23 protein-coding genes are annotated in these 25746 nt (G+C 65.5%); 14 read left to right on the top strand and 9 right to left on the bottom strand.

Features of this window, described 5'->3' with window-relative positions; all coding sequences use genetic code 11:
- Positions 1 to 147: 147 nt before the first annotated feature.
- The 3 genes from AC3B6A_RS26045 to AC3B6A_RS26035 all read right to left on the bottom strand — a co-directional run bounded on the left by AC3B6A_RS26045 (position 148) and on the right by AC3B6A_RS26035 (position 3525).
- Positions 148 to 783: a TetR/AcrR family transcriptional regulator gene (locus tag AC3B6A_RS26045; RefSeq protein WP_488399985.1), complete on the bottom strand. Its 636-nt coding sequence runs from the start codon at positions 781 to 783 to the stop codon at positions 148 to 150.
- A gap of 55 nt (positions 784 to 838) precedes the next feature.
- The gene (locus AC3B6A_RS26040) at positions 839 to 1903 is read right to left on the bottom strand and encodes a polyamine ABC transporter substrate-binding protein (protein ID WP_488399984.1); all 1065 of its coding nucleotides are present in this window, start codon (positions 1901 to 1903) and stop codon (positions 839 to 841) included.
- Between the two features lie 245 nt (positions 1904 to 2148).
- Positions 2149 to 3525 (bottom strand): glutamine synthetase family protein, encoded by a 1377-nt coding sequence (locus AC3B6A_RS26035; protein ID WP_488399983.1) that lies wholly within the window; start codon positions 3523 to 3525, stop codon positions 2149 to 2151.
- A gap of 278 nt (positions 3526 to 3803) precedes the next feature.
- Between AC3B6A_RS26035 and AC3B6A_RS26030 the strand changes: the two genes are divergently transcribed.
- The 8 genes from AC3B6A_RS26030 (at position 3804) to AC3B6A_RS25995 (ending at position 13005) form a co-directional block, all read left to right on the top strand.
- Positions 3804 to 4556, top strand: a complete 753-nt coding sequence (locus AC3B6A_RS26030; RefSeq protein WP_488399982.1) for a gamma-glutamyl-gamma-aminobutyrate hydrolase family protein — start codon at positions 3804 to 3806, stop codon at positions 4554 to 4556.
- A gap of 40 nt (positions 4557 to 4596) precedes the next feature.
- Positions 4597 to 5955: a glutamine synthetase family protein gene (locus AC3B6A_RS26025; RefSeq protein ID WP_488399981.1), complete on the top strand. Its 1359-nt coding sequence runs from the start codon at positions 4597 to 4599 to the stop codon at positions 5953 to 5955.
- Positions 5956 to 6016: 61 nt separating this feature from the next.
- Positions 6017 to 7381: an aspartate aminotransferase family protein gene (locus AC3B6A_RS26020; protein ID WP_488399980.1), complete on the top strand. Its 1365-nt coding sequence runs from the start codon at positions 6017 to 6019 to the stop codon at positions 7379 to 7381.
- Positions 7382 to 7497: 116 nt separating this feature from the next.
- Positions 7498 to 8598, top strand: a complete 1101-nt coding sequence (locus AC3B6A_RS26015; protein ID WP_488399979.1) for a polyamine ABC transporter substrate-binding protein — start codon at positions 7498 to 7500, stop codon at positions 8596 to 8598.
- Between the two features lie 234 nt (positions 8599 to 8832).
- Complete coding sequence (locus tag AC3B6A_RS26010; RefSeq protein WP_488403721.1) at positions 8833 to 9915, top strand: polyamine ABC transporter substrate-binding protein; 1083 nt, start codon at positions 8833 to 8835, stop codon at positions 9913 to 9915.
- A 69-nt stretch (positions 9916 to 9984) separates the two neighbouring features.
- Positions 9985 to 11139 (top strand): ABC transporter ATP-binding protein, encoded by a 1155-nt coding sequence (locus tag AC3B6A_RS26005; protein ID WP_488399978.1) that lies wholly within the window; start codon positions 9985 to 9987, stop codon positions 11137 to 11139.
- A gap of 26 nt (positions 11140 to 11165) precedes the next feature.
- Complete coding sequence (locus AC3B6A_RS26000) at positions 11166 to 12047, top strand: ABC transporter permease subunit (protein ID WP_488403719.1); 882 nt, start codon at positions 11166 to 11168, stop codon at positions 12045 to 12047.
- An 82-nt stretch (positions 12048 to 12129) separates the two neighbouring features.
- Positions 12130 to 13005 carry an ABC transporter permease subunit gene (locus tag AC3B6A_RS25995; protein ID WP_488399977.1) on the top strand — a complete coding sequence of 292 codons (876 nt, stop codon included), beginning with the start codon at positions 12130 to 12132 and terminating at the stop codon, positions 13003 to 13005.
- A 406-nt stretch (positions 13006 to 13411) separates the two neighbouring features.
- Here the strand turns inward: AC3B6A_RS25995 and AC3B6A_RS25990 are convergent, their stop codons facing one another.
- A complete protein-coding gene (locus AC3B6A_RS25990; RefSeq protein ID WP_488399976.1) occupies positions 13412 to 15799 on the bottom strand; it encodes a penicillin acylase family protein in 2388 nt (795 codons plus the stop codon).
- Between the two features lie 121 nt (positions 15800 to 15920).
- Between AC3B6A_RS25990 and AC3B6A_RS25985 the strand changes: the two genes are divergently transcribed.
- Positions 15921 to 16973 (top strand): AraC family transcriptional regulator, encoded by a 1053-nt coding sequence (locus AC3B6A_RS25985; RefSeq protein ID WP_488399975.1) that lies wholly within the window; start codon positions 15921 to 15923, stop codon positions 16971 to 16973.
- Between the two features lie 150 nt (positions 16974 to 17123).
- On the opposite strand, the gene AC3B6A_RS25980 is transcribed toward AC3B6A_RS25985, so the two are convergent.
- The gene (locus AC3B6A_RS25980; RefSeq protein WP_488399974.1) at positions 17124 to 17624 is read right to left on the bottom strand and encodes a transcriptional regulator; all 501 of its coding nucleotides are present in this window, start codon (positions 17622 to 17624) and stop codon (positions 17124 to 17126) included.
- Between the two features lie 83 nt (positions 17625 to 17707).
- Positions 17708 to 18286, bottom strand: a complete 579-nt coding sequence (locus AC3B6A_RS25975) for a DUF6436 domain-containing protein (RefSeq protein WP_488399973.1) — start codon at positions 18284 to 18286, stop codon at positions 17708 to 17710.
- 164 nt (positions 18287 to 18450) lie between these two features.
- On the opposite strand from AC3B6A_RS25975, the gene bipL reads away from it, so the two are divergent.
- Positions 18451 to 19389 (top strand): phospholipase BipL, encoded by a 939-nt coding sequence (gene bipL / locus AC3B6A_RS25970; RefSeq protein WP_488399972.1) that lies wholly within the window; start codon positions 18451 to 18453, stop codon positions 19387 to 19389.
- A 7-nt stretch (positions 19390 to 19396) separates the two neighbouring features.
- On the opposite strand, the gene AC3B6A_RS25965 is transcribed toward bipL, so the two are convergent.
- Positions 19397 to 20137: a hypothetical protein gene (locus AC3B6A_RS25965; protein WP_488399971.1), complete on the bottom strand. Its 741-nt coding sequence runs from the start codon at positions 20135 to 20137 to the stop codon at positions 19397 to 19399.
- A gap of 100 nt (positions 20138 to 20237) precedes the next feature.
- Between AC3B6A_RS25965 and AC3B6A_RS25960 the strand changes: the two genes are divergently transcribed.
- A complete protein-coding gene (locus tag AC3B6A_RS25960; RefSeq protein WP_488399970.1) occupies positions 20238 to 20861 on the top strand; it encodes a 2OG-Fe(II) oxygenase in 624 nt (207 codons plus the stop codon).
- An 8-nt stretch (positions 20862 to 20869) separates the two neighbouring features.
- Here the strand turns inward: AC3B6A_RS25960 and AC3B6A_RS25955 are convergent, their stop codons facing one another.
- Positions 20870 to 21418, bottom strand: a complete 549-nt coding sequence (locus AC3B6A_RS25955; RefSeq protein WP_488399969.1) for a DUF6160 family protein — start codon at positions 21416 to 21418, stop codon at positions 20870 to 20872.
- A gap of 253 nt (positions 21419 to 21671) precedes the next feature.
- Between AC3B6A_RS25955 and AC3B6A_RS25950 the strand changes: the two genes are divergently transcribed.
- Both AC3B6A_RS25950 and AC3B6A_RS25945 read left to right on the top strand, forming a co-directional pair.
- Positions 21672 to 22166, top strand: a complete 495-nt coding sequence (locus AC3B6A_RS25950; protein ID WP_488399967.1) for a 2-thiouracil desulfurase family protein — start codon at positions 21672 to 21674, stop codon at positions 22164 to 22166.
- Between the two features lie 132 nt (positions 22167 to 22298).
- Entirely contained in the window at positions 22299 to 22730 is a 432-nt protein-coding gene (locus AC3B6A_RS25945; protein WP_488399966.1) for a DUF4399 domain-containing protein, read from the top strand.
- A gap of 105 nt (positions 22731 to 22835) precedes the next feature.
- Here the strand turns inward: AC3B6A_RS25945 and serA are convergent, their stop codons facing one another.
- Entirely contained in the window at positions 22836 to 24065 is a 1230-nt protein-coding gene (gene serA / locus AC3B6A_RS25940; RefSeq protein WP_488399965.1) for a phosphoglycerate dehydrogenase, read from the bottom strand.
- Positions 24066 to 24251: 186 nt separating this feature from the next.
- Between serA and AC3B6A_RS25935 the strand changes: the two genes are divergently transcribed.
- Positions 24252 to 25646, top strand: a complete 1395-nt coding sequence (locus AC3B6A_RS25935; protein WP_488399964.1) for a D-2-hydroxyglutarate dehydrogenase — start codon at positions 24252 to 24254, stop codon at positions 25644 to 25646.
- The last annotated feature ends 100 nt before the right edge of the window (positions 25647 to 25746 follow it).

Below are 25746 nucleotides of genomic sequence, written 5' to 3'. Positions count from 1 at the left end.
CAAGCGTGCTGAGGGACCACGGACGTGCGCGCCCGCGCCATGGTTCATCAGGGCTGAGGCGATTTATATCCGATAAAAATCGGTTTATGAAGCGCTGGTCGAAAATATTTCGCCCGTCTATCCGGATATTTACGGATAAAAATCGACTCAGGACAGGGGCGTGACCCGCTTTGGCAGGCAGGGCGGCAGGTACAGCGACAGGTAGGCATCGAACACCCGCATGCCTTCCTCGGCCAGGCGCTCGCTGATGTGCCCGTGACGCTGCACGGACAGGGCGTAGACGCGGTCGCCCAGCTCCATGGCCAGGCTGAACACCTCGATCTCGGCGGGCAGCGGCGGCAGTTCGAAGTGGCGCTCGAACAGCGCGCGCATGGCCTGGCCCAGCTGCACGTCGTGCTGGCTGTCGGCCTGGGTGACTTCGGCCAGGCCGTGGCTGGCGAGGATCAGCTGGCGCGCGGCGGCATCGTCGGCGTAGACCGCCAGCATGCGCTGTTCGACCAGCCGCGAGAGGTCGCGCCAGTCGCGCAGCGCGGCGTGCTCGACGGGCTGCTCCAGGCAGGCGCGGAAGGCGGCGTGGACGTCGCTGGTGAGGCCCTGGAGCAGGGCCGGCACGCTGGGGAAGAAGTGGTAGACGGAGGACGGCGGGATGCCGGCGCGCTCGGCCACCGCGTAGATCGACAGGCTCGCCGCGCCGCTGCCGGCCAGCAGCGCGCGGGCGGCGTCGAGGATCACGGCGATGCGCGCCTGGCTGCTGGCGCGGGGCTTGCGGGTGGGAGCGGACATGTCGACCTCCGGAGCTGGGCGGCTATTGGACGCCAGCTCCGGGGCGCTCGGCAAGTCAGCTGCCGCCGGCGCGCAGCTTGTCCCAGACCTCGGTGATCACCGGCGCGGTCTTCTCCGGCGCGGTTTCCAGGGTGAACAGGCGGCGCTTGGTCTCCTGGTCCGGGTACAGGCCGGGCTGGTCGCGCAGGGCGGCGTCGAGGAACTGCGCGGAGTCCTTGTTGCCGTTGGGGTAGAGGGTGGCGGCGGTGATCTGCGCGGCGACCTTGGGCTGCATCAGGTAGTCGATGAACCTGTGCGCGAGGTCCGGGTGTTCGGCGCTGGTGGGGATCACCAGGTTGTCGATGAACAGCACCGAGCCCTCCTGCGGCACCACGAAGCGCACCGGCTGGCCGGCGTTGGCGGCGCCCAGCGCATCGCCGACCCAGGCCATGGCGACGCACAGCTTGCCGCTGTTGAGGTCCTGGATGTAGCGCTCGCCGCCGTCGACGTAGAGCAGGCTCGGGCGCAGCTGGGCGAGCACCTCGCCGGCGCGGCGGATCTGCGAGGGGGCGCTGCGGGCGAAGTTGCGGCCCTGGTAGTTCATCAGCACCGAGAAGGTCTCGTCCGGCGCGTCCAGCAGGCTGATGCCGCAGCTCTTCAGGCGCTGGCTCTGCTGCGGGTCGAACAGCAGGCTCCAGCTGTCGGGCAGGGCACCGCCGAAGGCCTTCTCCGCCTCCGGGCCGTTGATCGCCAGGCCGACGGCACCCCACAGGTAGGGCACGGCATGCTGGTTGTTCGGGTCGACGGCGGCCAGCTTGCTCAGCAGTTGGGCGTCGAGGTGGCTGCGGTTGGGCAGCCTGGTGAAGTCCAGCGGCTGGATCAGCTTGTCCCTGATCAGCGCCGGCAGGTCGTTGTGCGAGGGCACCGCGACGTCGATGTGTTCGCCATCGCGCAGCGCTTTCTTGAGCTCGTCGGCTGCGCTGTAGGTGTGGTACTCGACGCGGATGCCGGTGTCCTTCTCGAAGTCCTTGAGCACTTCGGGGGCGATGTAGTCGTTCCAGTTGTAGACGCGGATAACCTGGTCGGCCCAGGCGGACAGCGGGCACAACAGCATCAGAAGCAAGGCGTACAGGCGTGGCATTGGCGATCTCCCTGAATGAACCACGTAATCAGCGGATGCGGCATTCACTCGCCGCTCGATGGCGCGACAGCAAGGACACGACAGACGCGATGGATGCCCGGGCGGGCGGATGGAGGCATCGCGGGCAGGCGGGAGCGGCGGGCATGGATCGCTGGCGCCCCTCCTCGCCGTCACGATGCCGCTGTCCCCGGATGTGCCAGAGGCACAAGGAAACGCCGGCACGGGGCCGGCGTTTCGTTTACCACTCAGACGGTGTGCAAGTACCAGTTGTACTCGAGGTCGGAGATCGAATACTCGAACTCCTGCATCTCATGCTCCTTGCACGCGACGAAGATGTCGATGTACTCGGGGCTGATGTACTTGTTCATCACGTCGCTGTCGTCCAGCTCGCGCAGTGCGTCGCGCAGGTTGTTCGGCAGGCTCTGTTCCAGCTGTTCGTAGGCGTTGCCTTCGATCGGCGCACCGGGCTCGACCTGGTTGCTCAGGCCGTGGTGGATGCCGGCCAGCACGGCGGACAGCAGCAGGTAGGGGTTGGCGTCGGCACCGGCGACGCGGTGCTCCAGGCGCACCGCTTCCGGCGCGCCGGTCGGCACGCGCAGGGCGACGGTGCGGTTGTCCAGGCCCCAGCTCGGTGCGTTCGGCACGAAGAAGGCGGAACCGAAGCGGCGATAGGAGTTGACGTTCGGGCAGAGGAAGGCCATCGACGCCGGCAGGGTCTCGAGCACACCGCCGATCGCGTGGCGCAACGCGGCGTTCTGCTCGGGATCCTCGCTGGTGAAGATGTTCCTGCCGTCCTTGTCGAGCAGCGAAACGTGCACGTGCAGACCGTTGCCGGCCTGACCCGGGTAGGGCTTGGCCATGAAGGTCGAGTCCATCTCGTGGTCGTAGGCGACGTTCTTGATCAGGCGCTTGAGCAGGACCGCGTAGTCGCAGGCCTTCAGTGCGTCGTCGACGTGGTGCATGTTGACTTCGAACTGGGCCGGGGCGCTTTCCTTGACGATGGCGTCGGCCGGGATGCCCTGGGCGCGGGCGCCGTCGATGATGTCCTGCAGGCAGTCGGCGTACTCGTCGAGGTCATCGATGGAGTAGACCTGCACCGATTGCGGACGCTTGCCGGAGATCGGCGAACGCGGCGGCTGCGGACGGCCGTTCACGTTCTCCTGGTCGATCAGGTAGAACTCCAGCTCGAAGGCCGCGACGATGGTCAGGCCCATGTCGGTGAACCGCTGCACCACCTGGCGCAGCACTTCACGCGGGTCGGCGAAGAACGGCTGGCCTTCCATCTCGTGCATGGTCATCAGCAGCTGCGCGGTCGGGCGCTTCTGCCAGGGTTCCATGGACAGGGTGTTGGGGATCGGGAAGCAGACGCGATCGGCGTCGCCAATGTCCAGGCCGAGGCCGGTGCTTTCCACGGTGGAGCCGGTGATGTCGAGAGCGAAGAGAGAGGCGGGGAGGTTGATGCCTTTCTCATAGACTTTGGGCAGGCTGGTGCGTTCGATGCGCTTGCCGCGAACCACACCGTTCATATCTGCAATAAGAAGGTCGACGAACTGGACCTCGGGATGTTCCTTCAGGAACTCACTCGCTTCTTCAAGCGAAACGGCACTCTGGGGTACCGACATGATGTAACACCTTTATTGTTAAAAATATCAATCATTCGAAGGCTGAGGTGTGAGTCAATCCGAATTGGCAAGGGTTGTCAATGTCGCACCAAAAAGGGGCACAAAAACCGCAATGTGCCATTTCTTGGGCGTTTCAGGTTGCTTCGGGCGAGCGGAGAGCCTTGGTTGGCGGGCTGTTCAGTAGGGCGTGTTTGATTTTTTACATTTCTGTTGTGTAAAAAAATGAACAAGGCTAAGCTCGGCCTCAAGCCCATAACACATACAAACACGGGTGCCTCATGTCTCGCCTGCCGTTAATCGGCGTGTCCGCCTGCGTCAAGCAGCTCGGTTCGAAACCCTACCACGTCACTGGCGACAAATACCTCAGAGCTGTGATCTCCGGGGCCGCCGGCCTGCCGGTGATCATTCCCTCCCTGGGCGAGGACATCGACCAGGAGGCCCTGCTGGCCGCACTCGACGGCCTGCTGTTCACTGGCTCGGCGTCGAACGTCGAGCCCTATCATTATAGTGGCTCCGCAAGCGAAGCCGGCACTCTTCATGATCCCGCGCGCGACAGCACCACGCTGCCGCTGATCCGCCGCGCCGTCGCGGCCGGGGTTCCGGTGCTGGGCATCTGCCGCGGATTCCAGGAAATGAACGTGGCCTTCGGCGGCACGCTGCACCAGAAGGTGCACCAGGTCGAGGGTTTCATGGATCACCGCGAGCCGGCCAACGAGCCGCTCGAGGTTCAGTATGGACTGCGGCACGCGGTAACCGTGCAGCCCGGCGGCGTTTTCGCCGGTATCGGGCTACCCTCGCAGTTCCAGGTCAATTCCATTCATGGCCAGGGCGTTGAACGTCTGGCGCCCGGCCTTCGCGTAGAAGCTCTGGCGCCCGACGGGTTGGTTGAGGCCTTCTGCGTCGAAGGTGCGCAGACCTTCGCGGTCGGTGTGCAGTGGCACCCGGAGTGGCAGGTCGAAACGAACCCCAACTATCTCGCTATCTTCCAGGCATTCGGCAAAGCCTGCAGCAAGAGGGCGGGGAACCGTTGAGCCTGGCGTTGGGGCCGGGCTCTCAAACCCTGAGGTCTTTATGACTAGCAAGTTAGACCAGCTGAGCAGCTGGCTGAAGGAACGCAAGATCACCGAGGTGGAGTGTCTGATCGCCGATCTGACCGGTATCGCCCGGGGCAAGATCGCGCCGACCAACAAGTTCCTCAACGAGCAGGGCATGCGCCTGCCGGAGAGCGTTCTGCTGCAGACCGTGACCGGCGACTACGTCGAGGACGAAACCTACTACGACCTGCTGGACCCGGCCGACATCGATATGGTCTGCCGCCCGGACGAGAATGCCGTGTTCCTCGTCCCCTGGGCCATCGAGCCGACCGCGATGGTGATCCACGATACCTACGACAAACTGGGCAACCCCATCGAGCTGTCGCCGCGCAACGTGCTCAAGCGCGTGCTCAAGCTCTATGCCGACAAGGGCTGGAAGCCGATTGTAGCGCCGGAGATGGAGTTCTACCTGACCAAACGCAGCGACGACCCCGACTACCCGCTGCAGGCCCCGGTAGGCCGTTCCGGCCGCCAGGAGACCGGTCGCCAGTCCTTCTCCATCGATGCGGCGAACGAGTTCGACCCGCTGTTCGAAGACATGTACGACTGGTGCGAGGCGCAGGGCCTGGATCTGGACACCCTGATCCACGAAGAAGGCACCGCGCAGATGGAAATCAACTTCCGTCATGGCGACGCCCTGGACCTGGCCGACCAGATCCTGGTGTTCAAGCGCACCATGCGCGAGGCGGCGCTCAAGCACAACGTGGCGGCGACCTTCATGGCCAAGCCGATGACCGGCGAGCCGGGCAGCGCCATGCACCTGCACCAGAGCATCGTCGACCTGAAGACCGGCAAGAACATCTTCTCCAATGCCGACGGCAGCATGAGCGAGCTGTTCCTGCACCATATCGGCGGCCTGCAGCGCCTCATTCCCGAAGCCCTGCCGCTGTTCGCCCCGAACGTCAACTCGTTCCGCCGCTTCCTGCCCGACACTTCGGCGCCGGTGAACGTGGAATGGGGTGAAGAGAACCGTACCGTCGGCCTGCGCGTGCCGGACTCCAACCCGGAGAACCGCCGCGTGGAGAACCGCCTGGCCGGCGCGGATGCCAACCCCTACCTGGCCCTGGCTGCCAGCCTGCTGTGCGGCTACATCGGCATGGTCGAAGGCATCAGACCCAGTGCCCAGGTCAAGGGCCGTGGCTACGAACGACGTAACCTGCGACTGCCGCTGACCATCGAGGCAGCGCTGGAACGCATGGAAGGCAGCAAGACCCTGGAGAGTTACCTGGGCGACAAGTTCATTCGCGGTTACGTCGCGGTCAAGCGCGCCGAACACGAGAACTTCAAGCGGGTGATCAGCTCCTGGGAACGGGAGTTCCTCCTGCTTTCCGTCTGATCGGCGTGGGGGCCGGCATCCTCGCCGGGCCCCGTGTTACTTAGAGAGAGGTTTTATCGAGATGACTAACCAGACCAGCGCCAAGACCCAGCATTGGCAGGCGCTCAGCCGCGAACACCACCTGGCTCCGTTCACCGACTACAAGCAGTTGAACGAGAAGGGCGCGCGCATCATCACCAGGGCCGAAGGCGTGTACCTGTGGGACAGCGAGGGCAACAAGATCCTCGATGGCATGGCGGGCCTGTGGTGCGTGAACGTCGGCTATGGTCGCAAGGAGCTTGCTGAGGCCGCCTACAAGCAGATGCAGGAGCTGCCCTACTACAACCTGTTCTTCCAGACCGCCCACCCGCCGGCGCTGGAGCTGGCCAAGGCCATCGCCGACATCGCCCCCGAAGGCATGAACCACGTGTTCTTCACCGGCTCGGGCTCGGAGTCCAACGACACCGTGCTGCGCATGGTCCGCCACTACTGGACCATCAAGGGCCAGCCGCAGAAGAAAGTGGTCATCGGCCGCTGGAACGGCTACCACGGCTCCACCGTCGCCGGCGTCAGCCTGGGCGGCATGAAGGCGCTGCACGAGCAGGGTGACCTGCCGATCCCGGGTATCGAGCACATCGCCCAGCCTTACTGGTTCGGCGAAGGCGGCGACATGTCGCCGGAAGAGTTCGGCGTCTGGGCCGCCGAGCAGCTGGAGAAGAAGATTCTCGAAGTCGGCGAGGACAAGGTCGCCGCCTTCATCGCCGAGCCCATCCAGGGCGCGGGCGGCGTGATCGTTCCGCCGGACACCTACTGGCCGAAGATCCGCGAGATCCTCGCCAAGTACGACATCCTGTTCATCGCCGACGAAGTCATCTGCGGCTTCGGCCGTACCGGCGAGTGGTTCGGCAGCCAGTACTACGGCAACGCCCCGGACCTGATGCCGATCGCCAAGGGCCTGACCAGCGGCTACATCCCCATGGGCGGCGTGATCGTGCGCGACGAGATCGTCAACACCCTCAACGAGGGCGGCGAGTTCTACCATGGCTTCACCTACTCGGGTCACCCGGTGGCGGCCGCCGTCGCGCTGGAGAACATCCGCATCCTGCGTGAAGAGAAGATCGTCGAGAAGGTGAAGGCCGAAACGGCACCGTATTTGCAGAAACGCTGGCAGGAGCTGGCCGACCACCCCTTGGTAGGCGAAGCCCGCGGGGTAGGCCTGGTGGCAGCACTGGAGCTGGTGAAGAACAAGAAGACCCGCGAGCGCTTTGACAAGGGCGTGGGGATGCTGTGCCGCGAGCACTGCTTCCGCAACGGTCTGATCATGCGCGCGGTGGGAGACACTATGATTATTTCGCCGCCGCTGGTGATCGAGAAGTCGCAGATCGACGACCTGATCACCCTGGCGCGCAAGTGCCTCGATCAAACCGCCGCAGTCGTGCTGTCTTGAGTCTTTCACCGGACCTTTGACAGACTGCGCCTGTGCGTTGGCCAGGCTCACCGGGTGGTGACGGATGGAACTGTCCACGCCACCCGGAACATCAAAAAAACAACGGAGCTACCCGCATGTTCAAAACCTTCGGCAAATCCCTGCTCGCTGTGACTCTGGCGGGCGCTGTGGCCGGTATGGCGCAGGCAGATGACAAAGTACTGCACGTTTACAACTGGTCGGACTACATCGCGCCGGATACGGCCGACAACTTCACCAAGGCAACCGGCGTCAAGGTCGTCTACGACGTCTACGACAGCAACGAAGTGCTGGAAGCCAAGCTGCTGGCCGGCAAGTCGGGTTATGACATCGTGGTTCCGTCCAACTCCTTCCTCGCCAAGCAGATCAAGGCCGGCGTCTACCAGCCGCTGGACAAGTCCAAGCTGCCGAACTGGAAGAACCTGAACCCCGACCTGATGAAGACCCTGGAAATCAGCGACCCGGGCAACCAGTACGCGATTCCGTACCTGTGGGGCACCATCGGCATCGGCTACAACCCGGACAAGGTCAAGGCCGTGCTGGGCGAGAACGCTCCGGTGGACTCCTGGGACCTGGTGTTCAAGCCGGAAAACATCCAGAAGCTGAAAGCCTGCGGCGTGAGCTTCCTCGACTCGCCGACCGAAATGCTGCCGGCCGCCCTGCACTACCTGGGCTACAAGCCCGATAGCCAGGACCCGAAAGAGCTGAAGGAAGCCGAAGCGCTGTTCCTGAAGATCCGTCCGTACGTCTCCTACTTCCACTCCTCGAAGTACATCTCCGATATCGCCAACGGCAACATCTGCGTGGCCATCGGTTACTCGGGTGACATCTACCAGGCCAAGTCCCGTGCGGAAGAAGCCAAGAACAATGTCGCCGTGAAGTACAACATTCCGAAGGAGGGTGCCGGTGCGTTCTTCGACACCGTCGCTATCCCGAAAGACGCCGAGAACCCGGAAGGCGCTCTGAAGTGGATCAACTTCCTGCTCGAACCGAAAGTCATCGCCGAGATCAGCGATACCGTCTCCTATCCGAATGGCAACTCCGCCGCGACTCCGCTGGTGAGCGAAGCCATCCGCCAGGACCCGGGCATCTACCCGACCGACGAAGTGATGAAGAAGCTGTACGCCTTCCCGGACCTGCCGGCGAAGACCCAGCGTCTGATGACCCGCAGCTGGACCACCATCAAGTCCGGCAAGTAATCGGGTAGTCGCCGGCGCGTCCGCGCGCCGGCCGATGTACCGGGTCGAGGGCAGGGGAGTGCGCTCCCCCGTCCGCTCCCGGCAGGAGATCCGCAGTTTCGATCAGTGGAATGGTCGCGCAAGTCGAGGCGCTCTCGCGCACCTGAAGGCTGTGGCGCTATCCACGGAACGGCCGTCGTCGCCAACCGACAGAAGAAACTAAAACAACGAGAGGACTCACGTGTGCGCACTCCTATCAGCAGAACCCTGATCGCAGCACTCTCCGTATTCGGCCTTTCCAGCATCGCCGAGGCGGCTCCGAGCGTGCATATCTACAACTGGTCGGACTACATCGGCGAGACCACCCTGGCCGATTTCGAGAAGGAAACCGGCATCAAGCCGGTGTACGACGTCTTCGACTCCAATGAAACCCTGGAAGGCAAGCTGCTGGCTGGCCGCACCGGTTACGACGTGGTCGTGCCGTCCAACCACTTCCTCGGCCGCCAGATCAAGGCGGGCGCGTTCCAGAAGCTGGACAAGAGCCAGCTGCCCAACTGGTCGAACCTCGACCCGGCGCTGATGAAGCAGCTGCAGGTGAACGACCCGGGCAACCAGTACGGCGTGCCGTACCTGTGGGGCACCAACGGCATCGGCTACAACGTCGACAAGGTCAAGGCCGTGCTGGGTGTCGACAAGATCGATTCGTGGGCCGTGCTGTTCGAGCCCGAGAACATGAAGAAGCTCAGCCAGTGCGGCGTCGCCTTCCTCGATTCGGGCGACGAGATGATGCCGGCCGTGCTCAAGTACCTGGGTCTGGATCCCAACAGCACCGACCCGGAAGACTACAAGAAAGTCGAAGCCAAGCTGATGGCGGTGCGCCCGTACGTCACCTACTTCCACTCCTCCAAGTACATTTCCGACCTGGCCAACGGCAACATCTGCGTTGCGGCCGGTTTCTCCGGCGACGTCTTCCAGGCCGCCAACCGCGCCAAGGAAGCCGGCAAGGGCGTGAACATCGCCTACGCGATTCCGAAGGAAGGCGCCAACCTGTGGTTCGACATCCTCGCCATTCCGAAGGATGCCTCCAACCCGAAGGCCGCCAGCGCCTTCATCAACTACCTGCTCAAGCCCGACGTGATCGCCAAGGTCAGCGATTACGTCGGTTACGCCAACCCGAACCCCAAGGCTGGCGAATTCATGGATGAGTCCGTGCGCAACAATCCTGAGGTGTACCCCCCTCAGGAGGTTCTCGACAAACTCTTCGTGCAGCATGAGCTGCCGCCGAAGACCCTGCGCCTCATGACCCGTTCCTGGACGAAGATCAAGTCCGGCAAGTAATCCGTAGACAGTAGTAATCCAAGCATGCCCGGCCGCATGGCCGGGCCTCCAGATTTGGGAGTTGTGGTAATGGCAATAGCCTCCGGTGCCTACAAGAAAGCCTTGAGTGGCGACCAGCAGCCTAAAGAGGTGCTGGTAAAAATCGACCGGGTCAGCAAGCAGTTCGATGAGACTCTGGCTGTCGATAGCGTGTCCCTGAACATCAAGAAGGGCGAGATCTTCGCCCTGCTCGGTGGCTCCGGCTCGGGCAAGTCGACCCTGCTGCGCATGCTGGCTGGTTTCGAGCGTCCCACTGAAGGTCGCATCTTCCTCGATGGCCAGGACATTACCGACCTGCCGCCCTACGAGCGGCCGATCAACATGATGTTCCAGTCCTATGCCCTGTTCCCGCACATGAGCGTGGCGCAGAACATCGCCTTCGGCCTCAAGCAGGACGGCCTGCCCAAGGCCGAGATCGACAAGATCGTCAACGAAATGCTCAAGCTGGTGCAGATGACCCAGTACGCCAAGCGCAAGCCGCACCAGCTGTCCGGCGGCCAGCGCCAGCGCGTGGCCCTGGCCCGCTCCCTGGCCAAGCGTCCGAAGCTGCTGCTGCTCGACGAGCCGATGGGCGCCCTGGACAAGAAGCTGCGCTCGCAGATGCAGCTGGAACTGGTGGAGATCATCGAGCGCGTGGGCGTGACCTGCGTGATGGTGACCCACGACCAGGAAGAGGCCATGACCATGGCCCAGCGCATCGCCATCATGCACCTGGGCTGCATCGAGCAGATCGGCAGCCCGATGGACATCTACGAGACCCCGGCCAGCCGCCTGGTCTGCGAGTTCATCGGCAACGTCAACCTGTTCGACGGCGACATCGTGGAAGACGTGCAGGACCACGCGGTGATCGCCTGTCCGCAGCTGGAAAACCCGATCTACATCGGCCACGGCATCAGCACCCGCGCCGAGAACAAGCGCATTACCTACGCGCTGCGTCCGGAAAAGGTCATGGTCAGCGCGAACAAGCCGGAGAGTCTGGAGCACGAAGGCTGCAACTGGGCCCAGGGCACCGTCTACGACATCGCCTACCTGGGCGGTCACTCGGTGTACTACATCAAGCTCGCCTCCGGCATGATCGTGCAAGCCTTCATGGCCAACGCCGAGCGCCACGTGGCTCGCCCGACCTGGGAACAACCCGTGTACATCAGCTGGTACGACGACAGCGGCGTGGTACTGCAATCATGAACATCGCCGCATCGTTCCTGAAACGCCTGCCCCGAGGGCGGCATGCCGTCATCGGCGTACCGTTCTTCTGGCTGTTCCTGTTCTTCCTGCTGCCCTTCGCCATCGTGCTGAAGATCAGCCTGGCGGCCGCCGACGTGGCCATTCCGCCGTACACCGAGGTGTTCCAGTACGCCGACCAGACGTTGCAAGTGGTGATGAACCTCGGCAACTACCTGATGCTGACCGGCGACCCGCTCTACATCGACGCCTACCTGGGCTCGCTGAAGATGGCGGCGATCAGCACCTTCCTGTGCCTGGTGATCGGCTACCCGATGGCCTACGCCATCGCCCGCGCCAGCAAGGAAATGCAGACCGTGCTGCTGCTGCTGATCATGATGCCGACCTGGACGGCGATCCTGATCCGCGTGTACGCCTGGATGGGCATCCTGTCCAACAACGGCCTGCTCAACAGCTTCCTGATGTGGCTGGGCCTGATCAACGAGCCGCTGACGATCCTCAACACCAACCTGGCGGTGTACATCGGTATCGTCTACTCCTACCTGCCGTTCATGGTCATGCCGCTCTACGCCAACCTGGTCAAGCACGACATGAGCCTGCTGGAAGCCGCCTCCGACCTCGGCGCGCGCAACTTCACCAGCTTCTGGAAGATCACCGTGCCGCTGTCCAAGAACGGCATCATCGCCGGCTGCATGCTGGTGTTCATCCCGGCGGTGGGCGAGTTCGTGATCCCGGAACTGCTCGGCGGCCCCGAGACGCTGATGATCGGCAAGGTGCTGTGGCAGGAATTCTTCAACAACCGTGACTGGCCGGTGGCTTCCGCTCTTGCCGTGGTGATGCTGGTGATCCTGATCGTGCCCATCATTCTCTTCAACAAGAACCAGGCTAAAGAGCTGGAGGGCAAGGTATGACCCACTTCAAGGCGATCTGCCCATCATCCCCTTCAACAGACTCTTCACCCAAGATCATGGCTAAAGAGCTGGAGGGCAAGGTATGAACAAGCGCTGGTCGTTCTCCAACATCATGCTGGTGTTGGGCCTGCTCTTCATCTACGTGCCGATGGTCATCCTGGTCATCTACTCCTTCAACGGCTCCAAGCTGGTGACCGTGTGGGGCGGCTGGTCGATCAAGTGGTACGTCGGCCTGATCGACAACCAGCAACTGATCGGCTCGGTGTTCCGCTCGCTGGAGATCGCCTTCTACACCGCGTTCTCCTCCGTGGCGCTGGGTACCCTGGCCGCCTTCGTGCTGACCCGCATCCCGCGCTTCCGTGGCCGTACGCTGTTCGGCGGAATGGTCACCGCGCCGCTGGTCATGCCCGAGGTGATCACCGGCCTGTCGCTGCTGCTGCTGTTCGTGGCCATGGCCCAGCTGATCGGCTGGCCCCAGGAGCGCGGCATCGTGACCATCTGGATCGCCCACACCAGCTTCTGCTCGTCCTACGTGGCGGTGGTGGTGTCGGCGCGCCTGCGCGAGCTTGACCTGTCCATCGAGGAAGCGGCCATGGACCTGGGCGCCAAGCCTTGGAAAGTGTTCATGCTGATCACCATCCCGATGATCGCGCCGTCGCTGGCGGCGGGCGGCATGATGTCCTTCGCCCTGTCGCTGGACGACCTGGTACTGGCCAGCTTCGTGTCCGGTCCCGGTTCTACCACCCTGCCGATGGAAGTGTTCTCCGCCGTGCGCCTGGGCGTGAAACCGGAGATCAACGCGGTTGCCAGCCTGATCCTGCTGACCGTCTCGCTGTTCACCTTCTTCGCCTGGTACTTCACCCGTCAGGCCGAGGAGCGTCGCAAGCGCGCGGTCCAGGAAGCCATGGAGTCCAACGCGACCGACTGGCAGCAGAAGAGTTCGACAGCCACCGCCTGACACCGTCTTGTCGGCCGGTTGCTTCCGGCGATTGTCGAACCACGGGCCACCTTCGGGTGGCCCGTGTCTTTTGTGCCCACGTTATTTCGAAGTGACTGGAAAATCAGGCTTTATCGGAAAATTCTGTAGATACAAAAGCCATTCTCCGGCGGAACCGCCAACTACTATTTAAAGCGTTCGGTGACGTCTACCGGCCTCCCCCCGAACCAGGGCCGGAAGCGTCAGCGGCAACTTCCAGTGAAACATTTGGCATACGTGCGGGAGAGGGCGCCCAATACAACACCCCGAGAGTTATCCCTAGGGGAAATAACGCGCCAGGGACGCTTCGGCATCTCCCGCAGCACTCTCTTTCAGGCTCCAGAAGAAAACCCCGCGAAAGCGGGGTTTTGTTTTTGGGGGCGGTGGCTCAGCGGCCTGCCGGCACCAGCTTGAGTAGCCCCTGGGTGCTGGCCTTCACCTCGGCCTCTGCGTAGTGCTCGGGCAGGTACTGGCCCTCGATGTAGGCCTCCGCCTGGTCGTCGTAGTGCCTGTCGAAGGGCACGCCGCTCTGGCCGACCGGGTTGATGCCCAGGGCGTGGGCGGGATCGGCGAAGTCGACCAGACGGCGGGTCGAGGGGCCGTAGACCACCTGCCAGGGCGCCGGGCCGACGCGATGCGACAGGTTGTTCGGCGTCTCGTGCCCGCCCGGCGCGGCGAAGGGGCCGACGTTGAACAGGCGGTCCAGCGGCTTCTGCTGCCCCAGAGGGTGGCCGTGGGTCAGGGTATGCGCCTTGCCCCACTGCCATTGCGCCGGATCCTCGCCGAGGGTGCTGCGCAGGTGCGCCAGGCTGGCCTTCCAGGCGGCCCTGACGGTATCGGCGCGGGTCTCCTTTTCCGGCGTCCTGCGGTTGTCCCACCAGGGCGAGCCGTCATCGGCGGCCAGGCGCGGCAGGGCGATATCCAGCACACGGGTCGACAGCAGGTTGTCGAAGAAGGCGTCGCCCATCTCGTCGCGCATCGCCGCGTCGGCGATCTGGTACAGCAGCTGGTTGAACAGGGTGGCGGCGACCGAATCGACCGGGTGATCGCCCTGCCAGGCCGCCAGTTGGTCGACCAGCGCCTTTTCCTCCGTGCTCGTGGCGGCCTCGCGCAGCAGCGGCAGCAGCGGCTCGAGGACATGCGGCCCGTAGCCGGTGGCGGTGTCCAGCTGCAGCGCCTGGCTGTTCTGCAGGTCCCACTTCACCGAGTCGTCGGACAGGCGCTGGTTCAGGCGCTGGCCGCGATCCGGCAGGTTGTAGTAACCCGGTATCGGCCGGCCATTGGCGGGGACCGGCTGGAAGTTGGCGGAGACGATGTAGCCGCGCGCCGGGTTCTCCTCCTGCGGGTTCGCGCTGAAGGGGTAATAGCCGCTCTTGTCGGCCTGCGCCGTGCTGCCGTCGAGCAGGAAATACGGCACCACGCCCTCCGGGCGCACCGGCAGTTGCGCCGCGGCCCACCAGCCGATGTCGCCGTGGGCGTTGGCCCAGATCACGTTGAGGCCCGGCGACTGGATCTTCGCCGCCGCGCTGCGGGCCTTGGCCAGGGTGTCGGCGCGGTTCAGCTCGTAGAAGCCGTCGAGGATTGGGTTCTGCGTCTCCAGGAACGCCCACCACATGGCCACCGGCGTCTTGCCCGAGGCGCTGCCGAGCGCGTCGTTGACCAGCGGACCATGGGGCGAGCTGCGCAGGGTGAGCTTCACCGGCGCCTGGCCCTTGACCGCGATGCTCTGCTCCTCGCTCGTCAGGTCGACCCACTGGCCGTGGTACCAGACCTGGTTGGGGTTGTCCGGATTGACCTTCTCGGCGACCAGGTCGACGTCGTCGTTCTGGAACATGGTCAGGCTCCAGCCGAAGCGCTCGTTGTGCCCCAGCGAGGCGAAGGGGTTGAGCGCCTGGTAGTGGCCGTAGAGCTCGAAGCCCGGGGCGCTGGCCTGGATCTCGTACCACACCGCCGGCACGGCGAAGCGGATGTGCGGATCGCCTGCCAGCAGCGGCTTGCCGCTTTTCGTGCGGCTGCCGGAGACGGCCCAGGCGTTGCTGCCCTCGAACTGCGGCAGGCCGGCTTCCTCCAGCGCCGCGTGGCTGATCCGGGCGATGGCGTTGAGGTCCTTCCAGTCGGCGGCGGCCAGCGGTTTCGGATTCAGTACGCCTTCGGGGTGCCAGTCGAGGTCGAAGACCTTCAGGTAATCCGCGCCCAGCTCGTCGCGCACGTAGGTCAGCACCGGCTCGGTGCGGAAGGCGGCGGCGAAGCTGTAGGCCATGTAGCCGGCGACGCTGACGGTGTCCTCGGCGGTGAACGGCCGCTTGGGAATGCCGAGGATGTCGAATTCCAGCGGGCGGGGATGGCTGGCCTGGAACTGGTTGACGCCGTCGAGGTAGGCCGCCAGCGCCTTCCACGCCGGGGAGTTCCTGTCCTGGCGGGCCACGTAGTCGGCGGCCTTGTCGCGGATGCGCAGGCTGCGGAACAGGCGGTCGGTGTCCAGCAGCTTGGGCCCCAGCACCTCGGCCAGCTCGCCACGCGCCAGACGCCGCAGCATCTCCATCTGGAACAGCCGGTCCTGGGCGTGGACGTAGCCGATCGCCCGATACAGGTCATCCTCGCTGCCGGCCTTGATGTGCGGCACGCCGCGCTCGTCGTAGCGGACCGAGACCTCGCTGTGCAGGCCGGCCAGGGGCAGCTGTCCGTCGCGGACCGGCTGCTTGCCGTGCAGGTACCAGCCTGCGCCCGCCCCGGCGGCGGCCACGAGCACGGCAAGGACAGTCAAAGTGCGTTTCATGCGTCAACTCCTTGTTGTTATCCGGGGGATTCTGCAAAGGAGGACTCGCCTCGCGCATTGACCCGATGTCCCGGCGCTGGAATTCTTTGGTCAAACTTCCTTGGTCAAACCATGAGCGCCCATGTCCGCCCCCGAGCTGAATTTCCCCGCCAGCCCCGCGCTGACCCAGTCCGCCACGCTGCGCCGGCTGCTGTACGAGTCGCTCGCCGACCTGGGCTTCGACCCCACCGACATCTACCGCCAGGCCCTGCAGAAGGTCCGCCTGCCGGCGCCGGCCCAGGGCGGCCGGCTGGTGCATGACGACGCGCCGCTGTTCTGGAGCACCCTCGACGAGATCACCGGCGACCGCGACATCGGCCTGCACCTGGGCGAGGTGATGAAGCCGCGCCTGCTGGACGTGGTCGGCTACCTGCTGATGGCCAGCGCCGACCTGCGCGAGGCGCTCGCCAGTTTCCTGCGCTTCCAGCACCTCCTCTCCGGGGGCTTCGCCGCGCAGATGCACGAGGAGGGCGAGCAGGTGCGGCTGATCCTCGACCTCAACTACCTGGGGGTGCCGAGCCTGCGCCAGCAGATGGAATGCGTGATGCTGCTGTTCCTCAAGCTGCTGGCGCTGATCACCGACGGCGAGTTCCGCGTCGCCGCCATCGAGTTCCGCCACGCGCCGCCGCGCCGGCTGACCGAGCACCGCCGGCTGTACGGGCTCGTCCCACGGTTCGGCCAGCCCCACGATGCGCTGCTGTTCGATCGCGTGCTGCTGTCGCGGCCGTCGCGCACCGCCAACCCGGTGCTGCACCACCTGCTCGGCGAGCACGCCCGCGAGCAGCTGGGCACCTTCGACGAGAACGACCTGCTCAACCGTCTGCGCTATCTGATCGACATGCGGCTCGGCGCGGGGGAGTGCTCGCTGCGCAGCTGCGCGGGCGAACTGGGGGTGCGTCCGGGGCTGCTGCAGCGCAGCCTGGCGGCGCGGGCGCAGACTTTCAGGGATGTCCGCGAGGAGGTGCGCAGGCAGCGCGCCGCGCGGATGCTGGAGCAGGGCGCGGCGATCCGGGAGGTGGCGCGCGCCTGCGGTTTTGCCGAATTGTCGCCCTTCTACCGGGCGTTCCGGCGCTGGTACTCGGCGCCGCCGGAGCGCTACCGGCAGCGGTTGCACGGGGGCGGCGCCGAGTCCTGAGAACCTGTTTACGATCTCGCGAGCTAGAGCAGAACAAGGCAGAAACAGGCGAGGACGCGGAGTTTACGAGCTGTAAATGAGCAAGTCCGAGCCTGTTTCTAACGCAGTTATGCCGACGCGCAGCAGATCGCAAACAGGTCCTGAGCGCGGTCAGTCAGCCAGCGGTATCTCCCGAGTCACTTCGAGCAGGGCCATGGCGTCGAGCTGGTCCTCGATCTGCAGGAAGCGCAGGGCGCGGGTGGGCGAGACGTCCTTGGCGATGCGCTTGACGTACTTCTCCTTCAGGTCCTGCTTGTCGTCCTGCAGGTCGAGAATCTGCTTCTGCAGCTTGGTCGCGTCGTCGTTGCTGACCGCGCCGGTGTTATAGCTGCCCGCGTAGTCGATGATGATCGCCAGCGTCTTCTTGCTCAGCTTGTCGGCCTCGGTGCGGTAGGTGTTGTAGATCGGCCAGAACTTCTCGCCTTCCTGCGAGTTGAGCTGCATGTTGGCTTCGACGATGCGCTTGCGCTTGTAGTCGATGTCCGCGATGCGATTGTTGATGGCCTGCTTGTGCTGCTCCATGACCTGGCTGCTGCTGGGCGTATCGTCGGCGTGGGCGGCCAGGGGCAGGGCAAGAGCGGCGCACAGGGCGAGGGCGGGATGAAGACGCATGTTAACTCCTTGATGGCGAGCGGCCCTTCATGGGCCGGCGCTGCAAGTGTAGTCACGGATTGGCGATCCTTTGCGGCGTTGCGTCATGACTTCGGCGCGCTGCTCCAGGGGCAGTAGCAGCCGACCGCCAGGGTATGGGTCGCCTGCACGCGGCGGCCCTGCACCAGCGCATCGAGGATCGGCTCGATGAAGCTGTTGGCCGAAGTGCATACCGCGCCTTCGCTGTAGGGGCCGAAGTAGGCGAGGTTGCCCTGGGCGTCCCAGATCGCCACGGCCGGGCTGGCGGGCAGTTGCTCGGAGCCGGGCAGCACCGCCAGCGTGCGCATGGACTTGAGGGTGTCGGGCAGTTGCCCGTGGCTGCCGGGCTGCTGCACGGCATAGAAGTCCACGCCTTGCGGGGCGAAGCGCGCGATCAGCTCGGCGAGGTGCTGCTGGTTGCCGACGTTGCACGGACAGGCCGGGTCCCAGAAATGCACCAGGCGGATGCGCCCGGGGCCGGCCAGCTCCGCCGGCAGCATCAGGTGGTCGCCGGAGAACAGCTGCGGCTGCTGGCTGAATGGCCGGATGAAGCGCTTCTCGTACCACCCGTAGGTGGCGAGCAGGCCGGCGAGGCAGAGGGCGGCGATCAGCCAGCCGATGAGCGTTTTGCGGCGGGTGGACATGGCATTTCTCGGGAACGGGGCGTCAGGGGCAAAAGGCCGGAAACAGGCGCCGGCAACAAAGGCCGGTAAGATAGCCGCCAAGCTTGCCACGCGCGCGGCCGCGGCTGAATATCCCTGCAACGCGCCGTGCTTCCCGTCCACCTTCCGTCGATAAGCGAATCGCCATGCCCCAAGCCTTCCAGCCCGATCTGCTGCGTTCGCTCCTGCGACCCCTGGCCGCAGCGGAGAACGAGGGCAGCATCGCGCTGTACCAGCACTTCTACGGCCTCGACCTGGACGTGCGCCATCCGGGCCTGCGCAGCCGCCTGGGCACCTTCGAGGCCGGCGGCTACCTCATCGCCGCGCAGTACTGGCGGCCGGTGCTGGCGCGCGGGACCCTGGTGCTGCTGCACGGCTATTACGATCACATGGGCCTGTACCGCCACGTGATCGACTGGGCCCTGGGCATGGGCTTCGCAGTGCTGGCCTGCGACCTGCCGGGGCACGGCCTGTCGGAAGGCAAGGCGGCCAGCATCGGCGACTTCTCCGAATACCAGACGGTGCTGGCCGGGCTGCTCGACCAGGCCCAGGCGCTGGACCTGCCCAAACCCTGGCACCTGTGCGGGCAGAGCACCGGCGGGGCGATCCTGCTGGATTACCTGCTCAACGGCGCGACGCGGCCGGAGCTGGGCCGCACCATCCTGCTGGCGCCGCTGGTGCGGCCGCGCGCCTGGGGCTGGTCGAAACTCAGCTACCAGATGCTGCGGCCGTTCGTGGACTCGATCCCGCGGCGCTTCAGCGCGAATTCCAACGATGCGGAATTCCTCGCCTTCCTGCGCGAGCGCGACCCGCTGCAGCCGAAGACGCTGCCGACCGCCTGGGTCGGCGCGCTGGCGCGCTGGATTCCGCGCATCGAGGCGGCCGGCCATGGCGCGCAGAGCCTGCTGGTGGTGCAGGGCGACGCCGACGAGACGGTGGACTGGCGCTACAACCTGAAGGTGCTGGAAGAGAAGTTCGAGAAGATCGAATGCCTGCTGCTCACCGGCGCGCGGCACCATCTGGCGAACGAGAGCGAGACGCTGCGCCGGCGCTACTTCGAGTTTCTCAGCGAGCGGCTGGGCTAGCGGGCGATCACTGCTCGCCGGACGAAGCCGCCAGCCCGGCGCGCACGGCGGTCAGCGCGGCACGGTAGTAGTCGCGCCCGGCCGGCGATTCGCTGAAGGCGGCGAACTGGGCCAGTTCGGCGTCGCTCAGCTCGCGATAGACGTAGAGCAGGGTGTTGTCCAGGTCGGCGCCGATCTGCCCCATCAGCTTCTGCCGCTGTCCGTCGAGCATGCCCTGGGTCTGTCCGGCGCCGAGCAGGCCGGGGAGCATCTGGCTGAGGCTGTCGGCGGCGACGCTGGCCAGCGCCAGGCTGACCTCCGCGCCGGCCTCGCGGGCCGGCAGCACCCGGCCCAGGCGCTGCACCAGCTGGCGCCGGGCATCGCTGGCCTGCTGGCGCGGCAGGCCACGGGCGTACTTGAGCAACTGGTCGTTGCGGGTGGCGAAGGTCTCGGCGGCGGTGACCTTGCGCCCCAGCGGGGATTCGAAGAAGTTCAGCGCCGGGGTGCTGTCGGGCAGGTTCTGGCGCAGGCTGCCCAGGGCGCGCTGGTCGATGTCGGCGGCGGCGAAGCGGCGGTTGCTGTTGTCCACCAGGGTCTGGTAGAGCGCCGGCGGGAGGTTGCCCTGGTAGCGCTGCTGCGCGGCGTGCAGGGCGTCATTGAAGTGCGCGCGCTGCTCGGGCCAGCCGGCGGCCTGGTAGAGGCGCTGGTAGTTGTCGGCCAGGGCAGGCATGCCCAGTAGCAGAAGAGAGAGGGCCAGCAGTACGCGCATTGCAACTCCTTGTGGGCGGCAGGGTTCGCTCGCCGGGGGCTATTGTCGGCAAGGCTTGCCCCGCTTGTCGAGCCACTGGCGTCGGACGTTACAATGCGCCATGGACCTCGATATCGACGCTCTCCCCCTGCAGCGCATCGTTGACGACCTCGCCGACAAGGGCTGGTCGCAGCAGGATGCCTTCCTTCCCGATGCCCTGATCGCCGCGCTGGCGGGGGAATGCCGTGCCCGCGACTCGGCCGGCAAGCTGGCCGCCGCCGCCATCGGCCGTGGCGAGGGGCAGGCCGTGCGCGAGGGCATTCGCGGCGACCGCATCCAGTGGCTCGAGCCCGGCCAGTCCGGGGCCTGCGACCTCTACCTGCAGGTGCTGGACGAGCTGCGCCGGCAGATCAACCGCTCGCTGTACCTCGGCCTGGAAGACTTCGAGGGGCACTTCGCCCTCTATCCGCCCGGCGCCTTCTACCAGAAACACCTGGACCGCTTCCGCGACGACGACCGGCGCACGGTGACGGCGGTGTTCTACCTCAACCGCGACTGGCCGGAGGCGCAGGGCGGCGCCCTGCGCATGTACCTGGCCGACGAGCGGACGCTGGACCTGCCGCCGCTGGGCGGGCGCCTGCTGGTGTTCCTCTCCGGCGACTTCCCCCACGAGGTGCTGCCGGCCAGCCATGAGCGGCTGTCGCTGACCGGCTGGTTCCGCCGGCGCGGTGATTCGTCCTTCTGAGCCCCGGCTCAGTGCCCCCAGACCTTCAGGGTGCCGCTGATGTCGCGGATATCGCGGACCTCCAGCGTGCCCAGGCGTCCGTCGCCGATGTAGAGATCGCCCTTCACCCGCACGCGGATGGTCTGCGCCGGCAGGCCGCTGGCATTGAGCTGCTGGTTGATGGTGGTGAGGTCCGGCAGCGTCAGGGCCAGCTGCTGGGTGCCGCCGGCGTTGCGCACCACGTCGATCTTCAGGGTCGGCTGCTCGACGCCGAAGATCGGCAGGCTCAGGCCCAACTGCGCGGCGCCGTAGGGCAGGCTGCCGCCACGGCCGTTCGGGCAGTCGGCGGCACTCAGGCAGCCGTTGTCGATATACACGTTGCGCAGCGAGACGCTGCCGCCCTCGTCGTTCCAGGCGGCGCTGCCGATGTGCGCCAGCAGGTCGGCGCGCAGGCTGAGGCCGTCCTGGCCGGCGACCGCGCCCAGGCTCTCGTTGTCGAGGGCTTCGAGGGCGGCCTGGCTGGCCGGCAGGTGGAAGAGCGCCGCGACGGCCGCGGACAGGATGAGCAGGCGGGACATGCTGGAACTCCGAGGCGATTGGCCGGTGCGCCAGTCTGGTCAGGCGCCGCCCGGACGGCCAGTGGCGCACGGCGGTTCCCGCCAAAGGTTGTGCCGTGGAATCGCGCCGACGGGCGGTGGCAGCCGCGCGTCCAGACTTTCGGCGGGCCTGGAAGCGCCACCGGCGGGTCGGCGATGAACATCCTGTTACCCCGCGTGACCCGGGGAAGTCGAGCGGCTAGTCTGTGACGATTCGAAATGGAGTGATTGGCCCATGCAGAAGGTTCTCGTCAGCCGTTGCCTGCTCGGACACCGCGTTCGCTACGACGGTGGCGCGCACGGCCCGTTCGACCTGCTGGCGCGCTGGCAGGCCCAGGGCCGCGTGGTGGCGCTGTGTCCGGAAGTGGCCGGGGGCCTGCCGACGCCCCGCGCGCCGGCGGAGATTCCCGGCGGCCAGGGCGTGGCCGTGCTGGAGCGCGCCGCGGCGGTGGTGACCGTCGATGGCCTGGACGTCAGCCGTGCCTTCCTGATGGGCGCCGAAGAAGCGGTGGCGCTGGTGCAGCAGCACGACATCCGCCTGGCGGTGCTCAAGGCGCGCAGCCCGTCCTGCGGCCACCGCGAGAACTACGACGGCAGCTTCAGCGGCCGCCGGGTGCTGGGCGAGGGCGTCACCGCCGCCGCGCTCAAGCGCATGGGCGTGCTGGTGTTCAGCGAGGAGGAGCTGGACGCCGCTGCGGTCTGCCTGGCCGGGCTGGAGGCCGGAGGCTAGGACCTTTCCGAAAAGGCGCGGTTTTCCTTGAGCCGCCCGCCCTGGCGCCTATGCTTGTTCGTTCCATGCGGGAGGCGGACCCGGCCTGAGCGGGCCGTTCGCCTTCCGAATCCCGTGAAGAAGGAGACACACATGAGAACCAAGCTGCCTTGCCTCGGCCTCGCCGCGCTGCTCGCCGCTGCATCCGCGATTGCCGCCGACCTGCCGCGCACCCCGGCCCCGGAAGGCGCCAAGGTGTACTTCATCGAGCCGGCCGACGGCGCCACCGTCGACAAGACCTTCGTGGTCAAGTTCGGTCTCAAGGGCATGGGCGTCGCCCCCGCCGGGGTGGACTCGCCGGCCACCGGCCACCACCACCTGCTGATCGACCTGAAGGAGCAGCCGGCGATGAACCAGCCGCTGCCGGTGACCGACCACATCAAGCACTTCGGCAAGGGCCAGACCGAGACCGAAGTGACCCTGCCGCCGGGCAAGCACACCCTGCAGCTGCTGGTGGGCGACAAGAGCCACGTGCCGCTGGAGCCGCCGGTGGAGTCGCAGACCATCACCGTTATCGTGAAGTGATCTTCGTAGGAACGAACTCGCTCGCGAATGGGCCGCGCGCCGACACGGGCGGGGCACCATGAAAAAAGGGAGGCCGAGGCCTCCCTTTTTCGTTGCCGCCGGCTCTTAGAACAGGACGCGGCTGCGGATGGTGCCGTTGACGTGCTGCAGCTTCTCCAGCGCCAGGTCCGAGTACTCGGCGTCGACGTCGATCACCACGTAGCCGACCTTCTCGTTGGTCTGCAGGTACTGGCCGGAGATGTTGATGCCGTTGTCGGCGAACACCTTGTTGATCTCGCTCATCACGCCCGGGATGTTGGCGTGGATGTGCAGCAGGCGGTGCTTGCCCGGGTGCGACGGCAGGGCCACTTCCGGGAAGTTGACCGAGGACACCGAGGTGCCGTTGTCGCTGTACTTGACCAGCTTCTCGGCCACTTCCAGGCCGATGTTGGCCTGGGCCTCGGCGGTGGAGCCGCCGATGTGCGGGGTCAGGATCACGCGGTCCAGGTTGCGCAGCGGGCTTTCGAACTCTTCGTCGTTGGACCGGGGCTCGACCGGGAACACGTCGATGGCGGCGCCGATCAGGTGCTCGTCCTTGATCGCGGCGGCCAGGTGGTCCAGCTCGACCACGGTGCCGCGCGCGGCGTTGATCAGGATGCCGCCCTTCTTGATGGCGCGGATTTCCTTCTCGCCGATCATCCACTGGGTGGACGGCAGTTCCGGCACGTGCAGCGAGACGATGTCGCTCATGCCCAGCAGGTCGTGCAGCGAGCCGACCTGCTGCGCGTTGCCCAGCGGCAGCTTGGTGACCACGTCGTAGAAGTAGACCTGCATGCCCAGGGCTTCGGCGAGGACCGACAGCTGGGTGCCGATGGAGCCGTAGCCGACGATGCCCAGCTTCTTGCCGCGGATCTCGAAGGAGTTGGCCGCCGACTTGATCCAGCCGCCACGGTGGCAGGACGCGTTCTTCTCGGGGATGCCGCGCAGCAGCAGGATGGCCTCGGCCAGCACCAGCTCGGCCACCGAGCGGGTGTTGGAGTAGGGCGCGTTGAACACCGCGATGCCGCGCTCGCGGGCGGCGTTCAGGTTCACCTGGTTGGTGCCGATGCAGAAGCAGCCGACGGCGATCAGCTTCTTGGCGGCGTCGAAGACTTCTTCGGTCAGCTGGGTGCGGGAGCGGATGCCGACGAAGTGCGCATCGGCGATCTTTTCCTTCAGCTCGTCACCGGACAGCGCGGTCTTGAGGTACTCGATGTTGGAGTAGCCGGCGGCCTTGAGGGTGTCGACGGCGTTCTGGTGCACGCCTTCAAGAAGAAGGAATTTGATCTTGCTCTTGTCGAGAGAAGTCTTGCTCATCTGCTTTGAGTCCCGGGATGTGGCGAGAAAATGAACAGCCCTGGCCGTGCCGGCCGGTGCCAGGCAGCTCGGCGCCAAGTGGCGATCTGCGTGGGGTGCGTATGCTAGCATGTTCTCCCTTTTCCTTGCCCGGTTGCGACCTGAGCTGTTCTCAGGACGACCATGAATCCTTTGAGAGTTCCCCCGATGACCCGCGAAGCCCTGATCGAATCGCTCAAGCCCCTGCTGGAGCCCGGCAAGCTGCTGACCGACGCCGATTCCCTCGAGACCTACGGCAAGGACTGGACCAAGCATTTCGCCCCGGCACCGCTGGCCATCGCCTTCCCCAGGAGCACCGAGCAGGTCCAGGCCATCGTGCGCTGGGCCAATGAGCACAAGGTCGGCCTGGTACCCTCGGGCGGCCGCACCGGCCTCTCCGCCGCCGCCGTCGCCGCCAATGGCGAGGTGGTCGTGGCCTTCGACTACATGAACAAGGTGCTGGAATTCAACGAGTTCGACCGCACCGTGGTGTGCCAGCCGGGCGTGATCACCAAGCAGCTGCAGACCTTCGCCGAAGAGCACGGGCTGTACTACCCGGTGGACTTCGCATCCTCCGGCTCCAGTCAGATTGGCGGCAACATCGGCACCAATGCCGGCGGGATCAAGGTCATTCGCTACGGCATGACCCGCAACTGGGTGGCCGGCCTGAAGGTCGTCACCGGCAAGGGCGACCTGCTGGAGCTGAACAAGGACCTGATCAAGAACGCCACCGGCTATGACCTGCGCCAGCTGTTCATCGGCGCCGAAGGCACCCTGGGCTTCGTGGTCGAGGCCACCATGCGCCTGGAGCGGATGCCCAAGAACCTCACCGCGATGGTCCTCGGCACCGCCGACTTCGACTCGATCATGCCGGTGCTGCACGCCTTCCAGAGCAAGCTCGACCTGACCGCCTTCGAGTTCTTCTCCGACAAGGCCCTGGCCAAGATCATGGCCCGTGGCGACGTGCCGCCGGCCTTCGACACCGACTGCCCGTTCTACGCGCTGCTGGAGTTCGAGGCGACCACCGAGGAAGTGGCCAACGAGGCCCTGGCGGTGTTCGAGCACTGCGTCGAGCAGGGCTGGGTGCTGGACGGCGTGATGAGCCAGAGCGAGCAGCAGCTGCAGAACCTGTGGAAGCTGCGCGAGTACATCTCCGAGACCATCTCCCACTGGACCCCGTACAAGAACGACATCTCGGTGACCGTCGGCAAGGTCCCGGCCTTCCTCAAGGACATCGATTCCATCGTCGAAGCCAACTACCCCGACTTCGAGGTCGTGTGGTTCGGCCACATCGGCGACGGCAACCTGCACCTGAACATCCTCAAGCCCGAGAACCTGACCAAGGACGAGTTCTTCGCCAAGTGCGCGACCGTCAACAAGTGGGTGTTCGAGACCGTGCAGAAGTACAACGGCTCGATCTCCGCCGAGCACGGCGTGGGCATGACCAAGCGCGACTACCTGGGCTACTCTCGTTCCGAGGCTGAAATCGGCTACATGAAGGCGGTCAAGGCGGTGTTCGATCCGAACGGGATCATGAACCCCGGCAAGATCTTCGCCGAGTAAGGCGTCTTATCCAGAAGGGCCGGTCATTCCGGCCCTTCGCACGTTCAGCGCCCACGGACCGGGTGTGCGGCACCGCCGGGATGCGGGCGCCGCGCGGGGC

The sequence above is a fragment of the Pseudomonas sp. B12(2026) genome, from assembly GCF_057767015.1.
The sequence above is the reverse complement of the archived record's forward strand: the minus strand, read 5'-3'. Positions and strand labels throughout refer to the sequence as shown.

What these genes read in the sequence shown, in the direction of transcription:
- AC3B6A_RS25960 (WP_488399970.1), top strand. Translation starts at nt 20,238, where the DNA reads ATGGACCTCGATATCGACGCTCTCCCCCTGCAGCGCATCGTTGACGAC.
- AC3B6A_RS25965 (WP_488399971.1), bottom strand. Translation starts at nt 20,137, where the DNA reads ATGCGCGTACTGCTGGCCCTCTCTCTTCTGCTACTGGGCATGCCTGCC.
- bipL (WP_488399972.1), top strand. Translation starts at nt 18,451, where the DNA reads ATGCCCCAAGCCTTCCAGCCCGATCTGCTGCGTTCGCTCCTGCGACCC.
- AC3B6A_RS25955 (WP_488399969.1), bottom strand. Translation starts at nt 21,418, where the DNA reads ATGTCCCGCCTGCTCATCCTGTCCGCGGCCGTCGCGGCGCTCTTCCAC.
- serA (WP_488399965.1), bottom strand. Translation starts at nt 24,065, where the DNA reads ATGAGCAAGACTTCTCTCGACAAGAGCAAGATCAAATTCCTTCTTCTT.
- AC3B6A_RS26015 (WP_488399979.1), top strand. Translation starts at nt 7,498, where the DNA reads ATGTTCAAAACCTTCGGCAAATCCCTGCTCGCTGTGACTCTGGCGGGC.
- AC3B6A_RS26035 (WP_488399983.1), bottom strand. Translation starts at nt 3,525, where the DNA reads ATGTCGGTACCCCAGAGTGCCGTTTCGCTTGAAGAAGCGAGTGAGTTC.
- AC3B6A_RS26030 (WP_488399982.1), top strand. Translation starts at nt 3,804, where the DNA reads ATGTCTCGCCTGCCGTTAATCGGCGTGTCCGCCTGCGTCAAGCAGCTC.
- AC3B6A_RS25935 (WP_488399964.1), top strand. Translation starts at nt 24,252, where the DNA reads ATGACCCGCGAAGCCCTGATCGAATCGCTCAAGCCCCTGCTGGAGCCC.
- AC3B6A_RS26005 (WP_488399978.1), top strand. Translation starts at nt 9,985, where the DNA reads ATGGCAATAGCCTCCGGTGCCTACAAGAAAGCCTTGAGTGGCGACCAG.
- AC3B6A_RS25945 (WP_488399966.1), top strand. Translation starts at nt 22,299, where the DNA reads ATGAGAACCAAGCTGCCTTGCCTCGGCCTCGCCGCGCTGCTCGCCGCT.
- AC3B6A_RS26020 (WP_488399980.1), top strand. Translation starts at nt 6,017, where the DNA reads ATGACTAACCAGACCAGCGCCAAGACCCAGCATTGGCAGGCGCTCAGC.
- AC3B6A_RS25985 (WP_488399975.1), top strand. Translation starts at nt 15,921, where the DNA reads ATGTCCGCCCCCGAGCTGAATTTCCCCGCCAGCCCCGCGCTGACCCAG.
- AC3B6A_RS25990 (WP_488399976.1), bottom strand. Translation starts at nt 15,799, where the DNA reads ATGAAACGCACTTTGACTGTCCTTGCCGTGCTCGTGGCCGCCGCCGGG.
- AC3B6A_RS25995 (WP_488399977.1), top strand. Translation starts at nt 12,130, where the DNA reads ATGAACAAGCGCTGGTCGTTCTCCAACATCATGCTGGTGTTGGGCCTG.
- AC3B6A_RS26045 (WP_488399985.1), bottom strand. Translation starts at nt 783, where the DNA reads ATGTCCGCTCCCACCCGCAAGCCCCGCGCCAGCAGCCAGGCGCGCATC.
- AC3B6A_RS26040 (WP_488399984.1), bottom strand. Translation starts at nt 1,903, where the DNA reads ATGCCACGCCTGTACGCCTTGCTTCTGATGCTGTTGTGCCCGCTGTCC.
- AC3B6A_RS26025 (WP_488399981.1), top strand. Translation starts at nt 4,597, where the DNA reads ATGACTAGCAAGTTAGACCAGCTGAGCAGCTGGCTGAAGGAACGCAAG.
- AC3B6A_RS25975 (WP_488399973.1), bottom strand. Translation starts at nt 18,286, where the DNA reads ATGTCCACCCGCCGCAAAACGCTCATCGGCTGGCTGATCGCCGCCCTC.
- AC3B6A_RS25950 (WP_488399967.1), top strand. Translation starts at nt 21,672, where the DNA reads ATGCAGAAGGTTCTCGTCAGCCGTTGCCTGCTCGGACACCGCGTTCGC.
- AC3B6A_RS25980 (WP_488399974.1), bottom strand. Translation starts at nt 17,624, where the DNA reads ATGCGTCTTCATCCCGCCCTCGCCCTGTGCGCCGCTCTTGCCCTGCCC.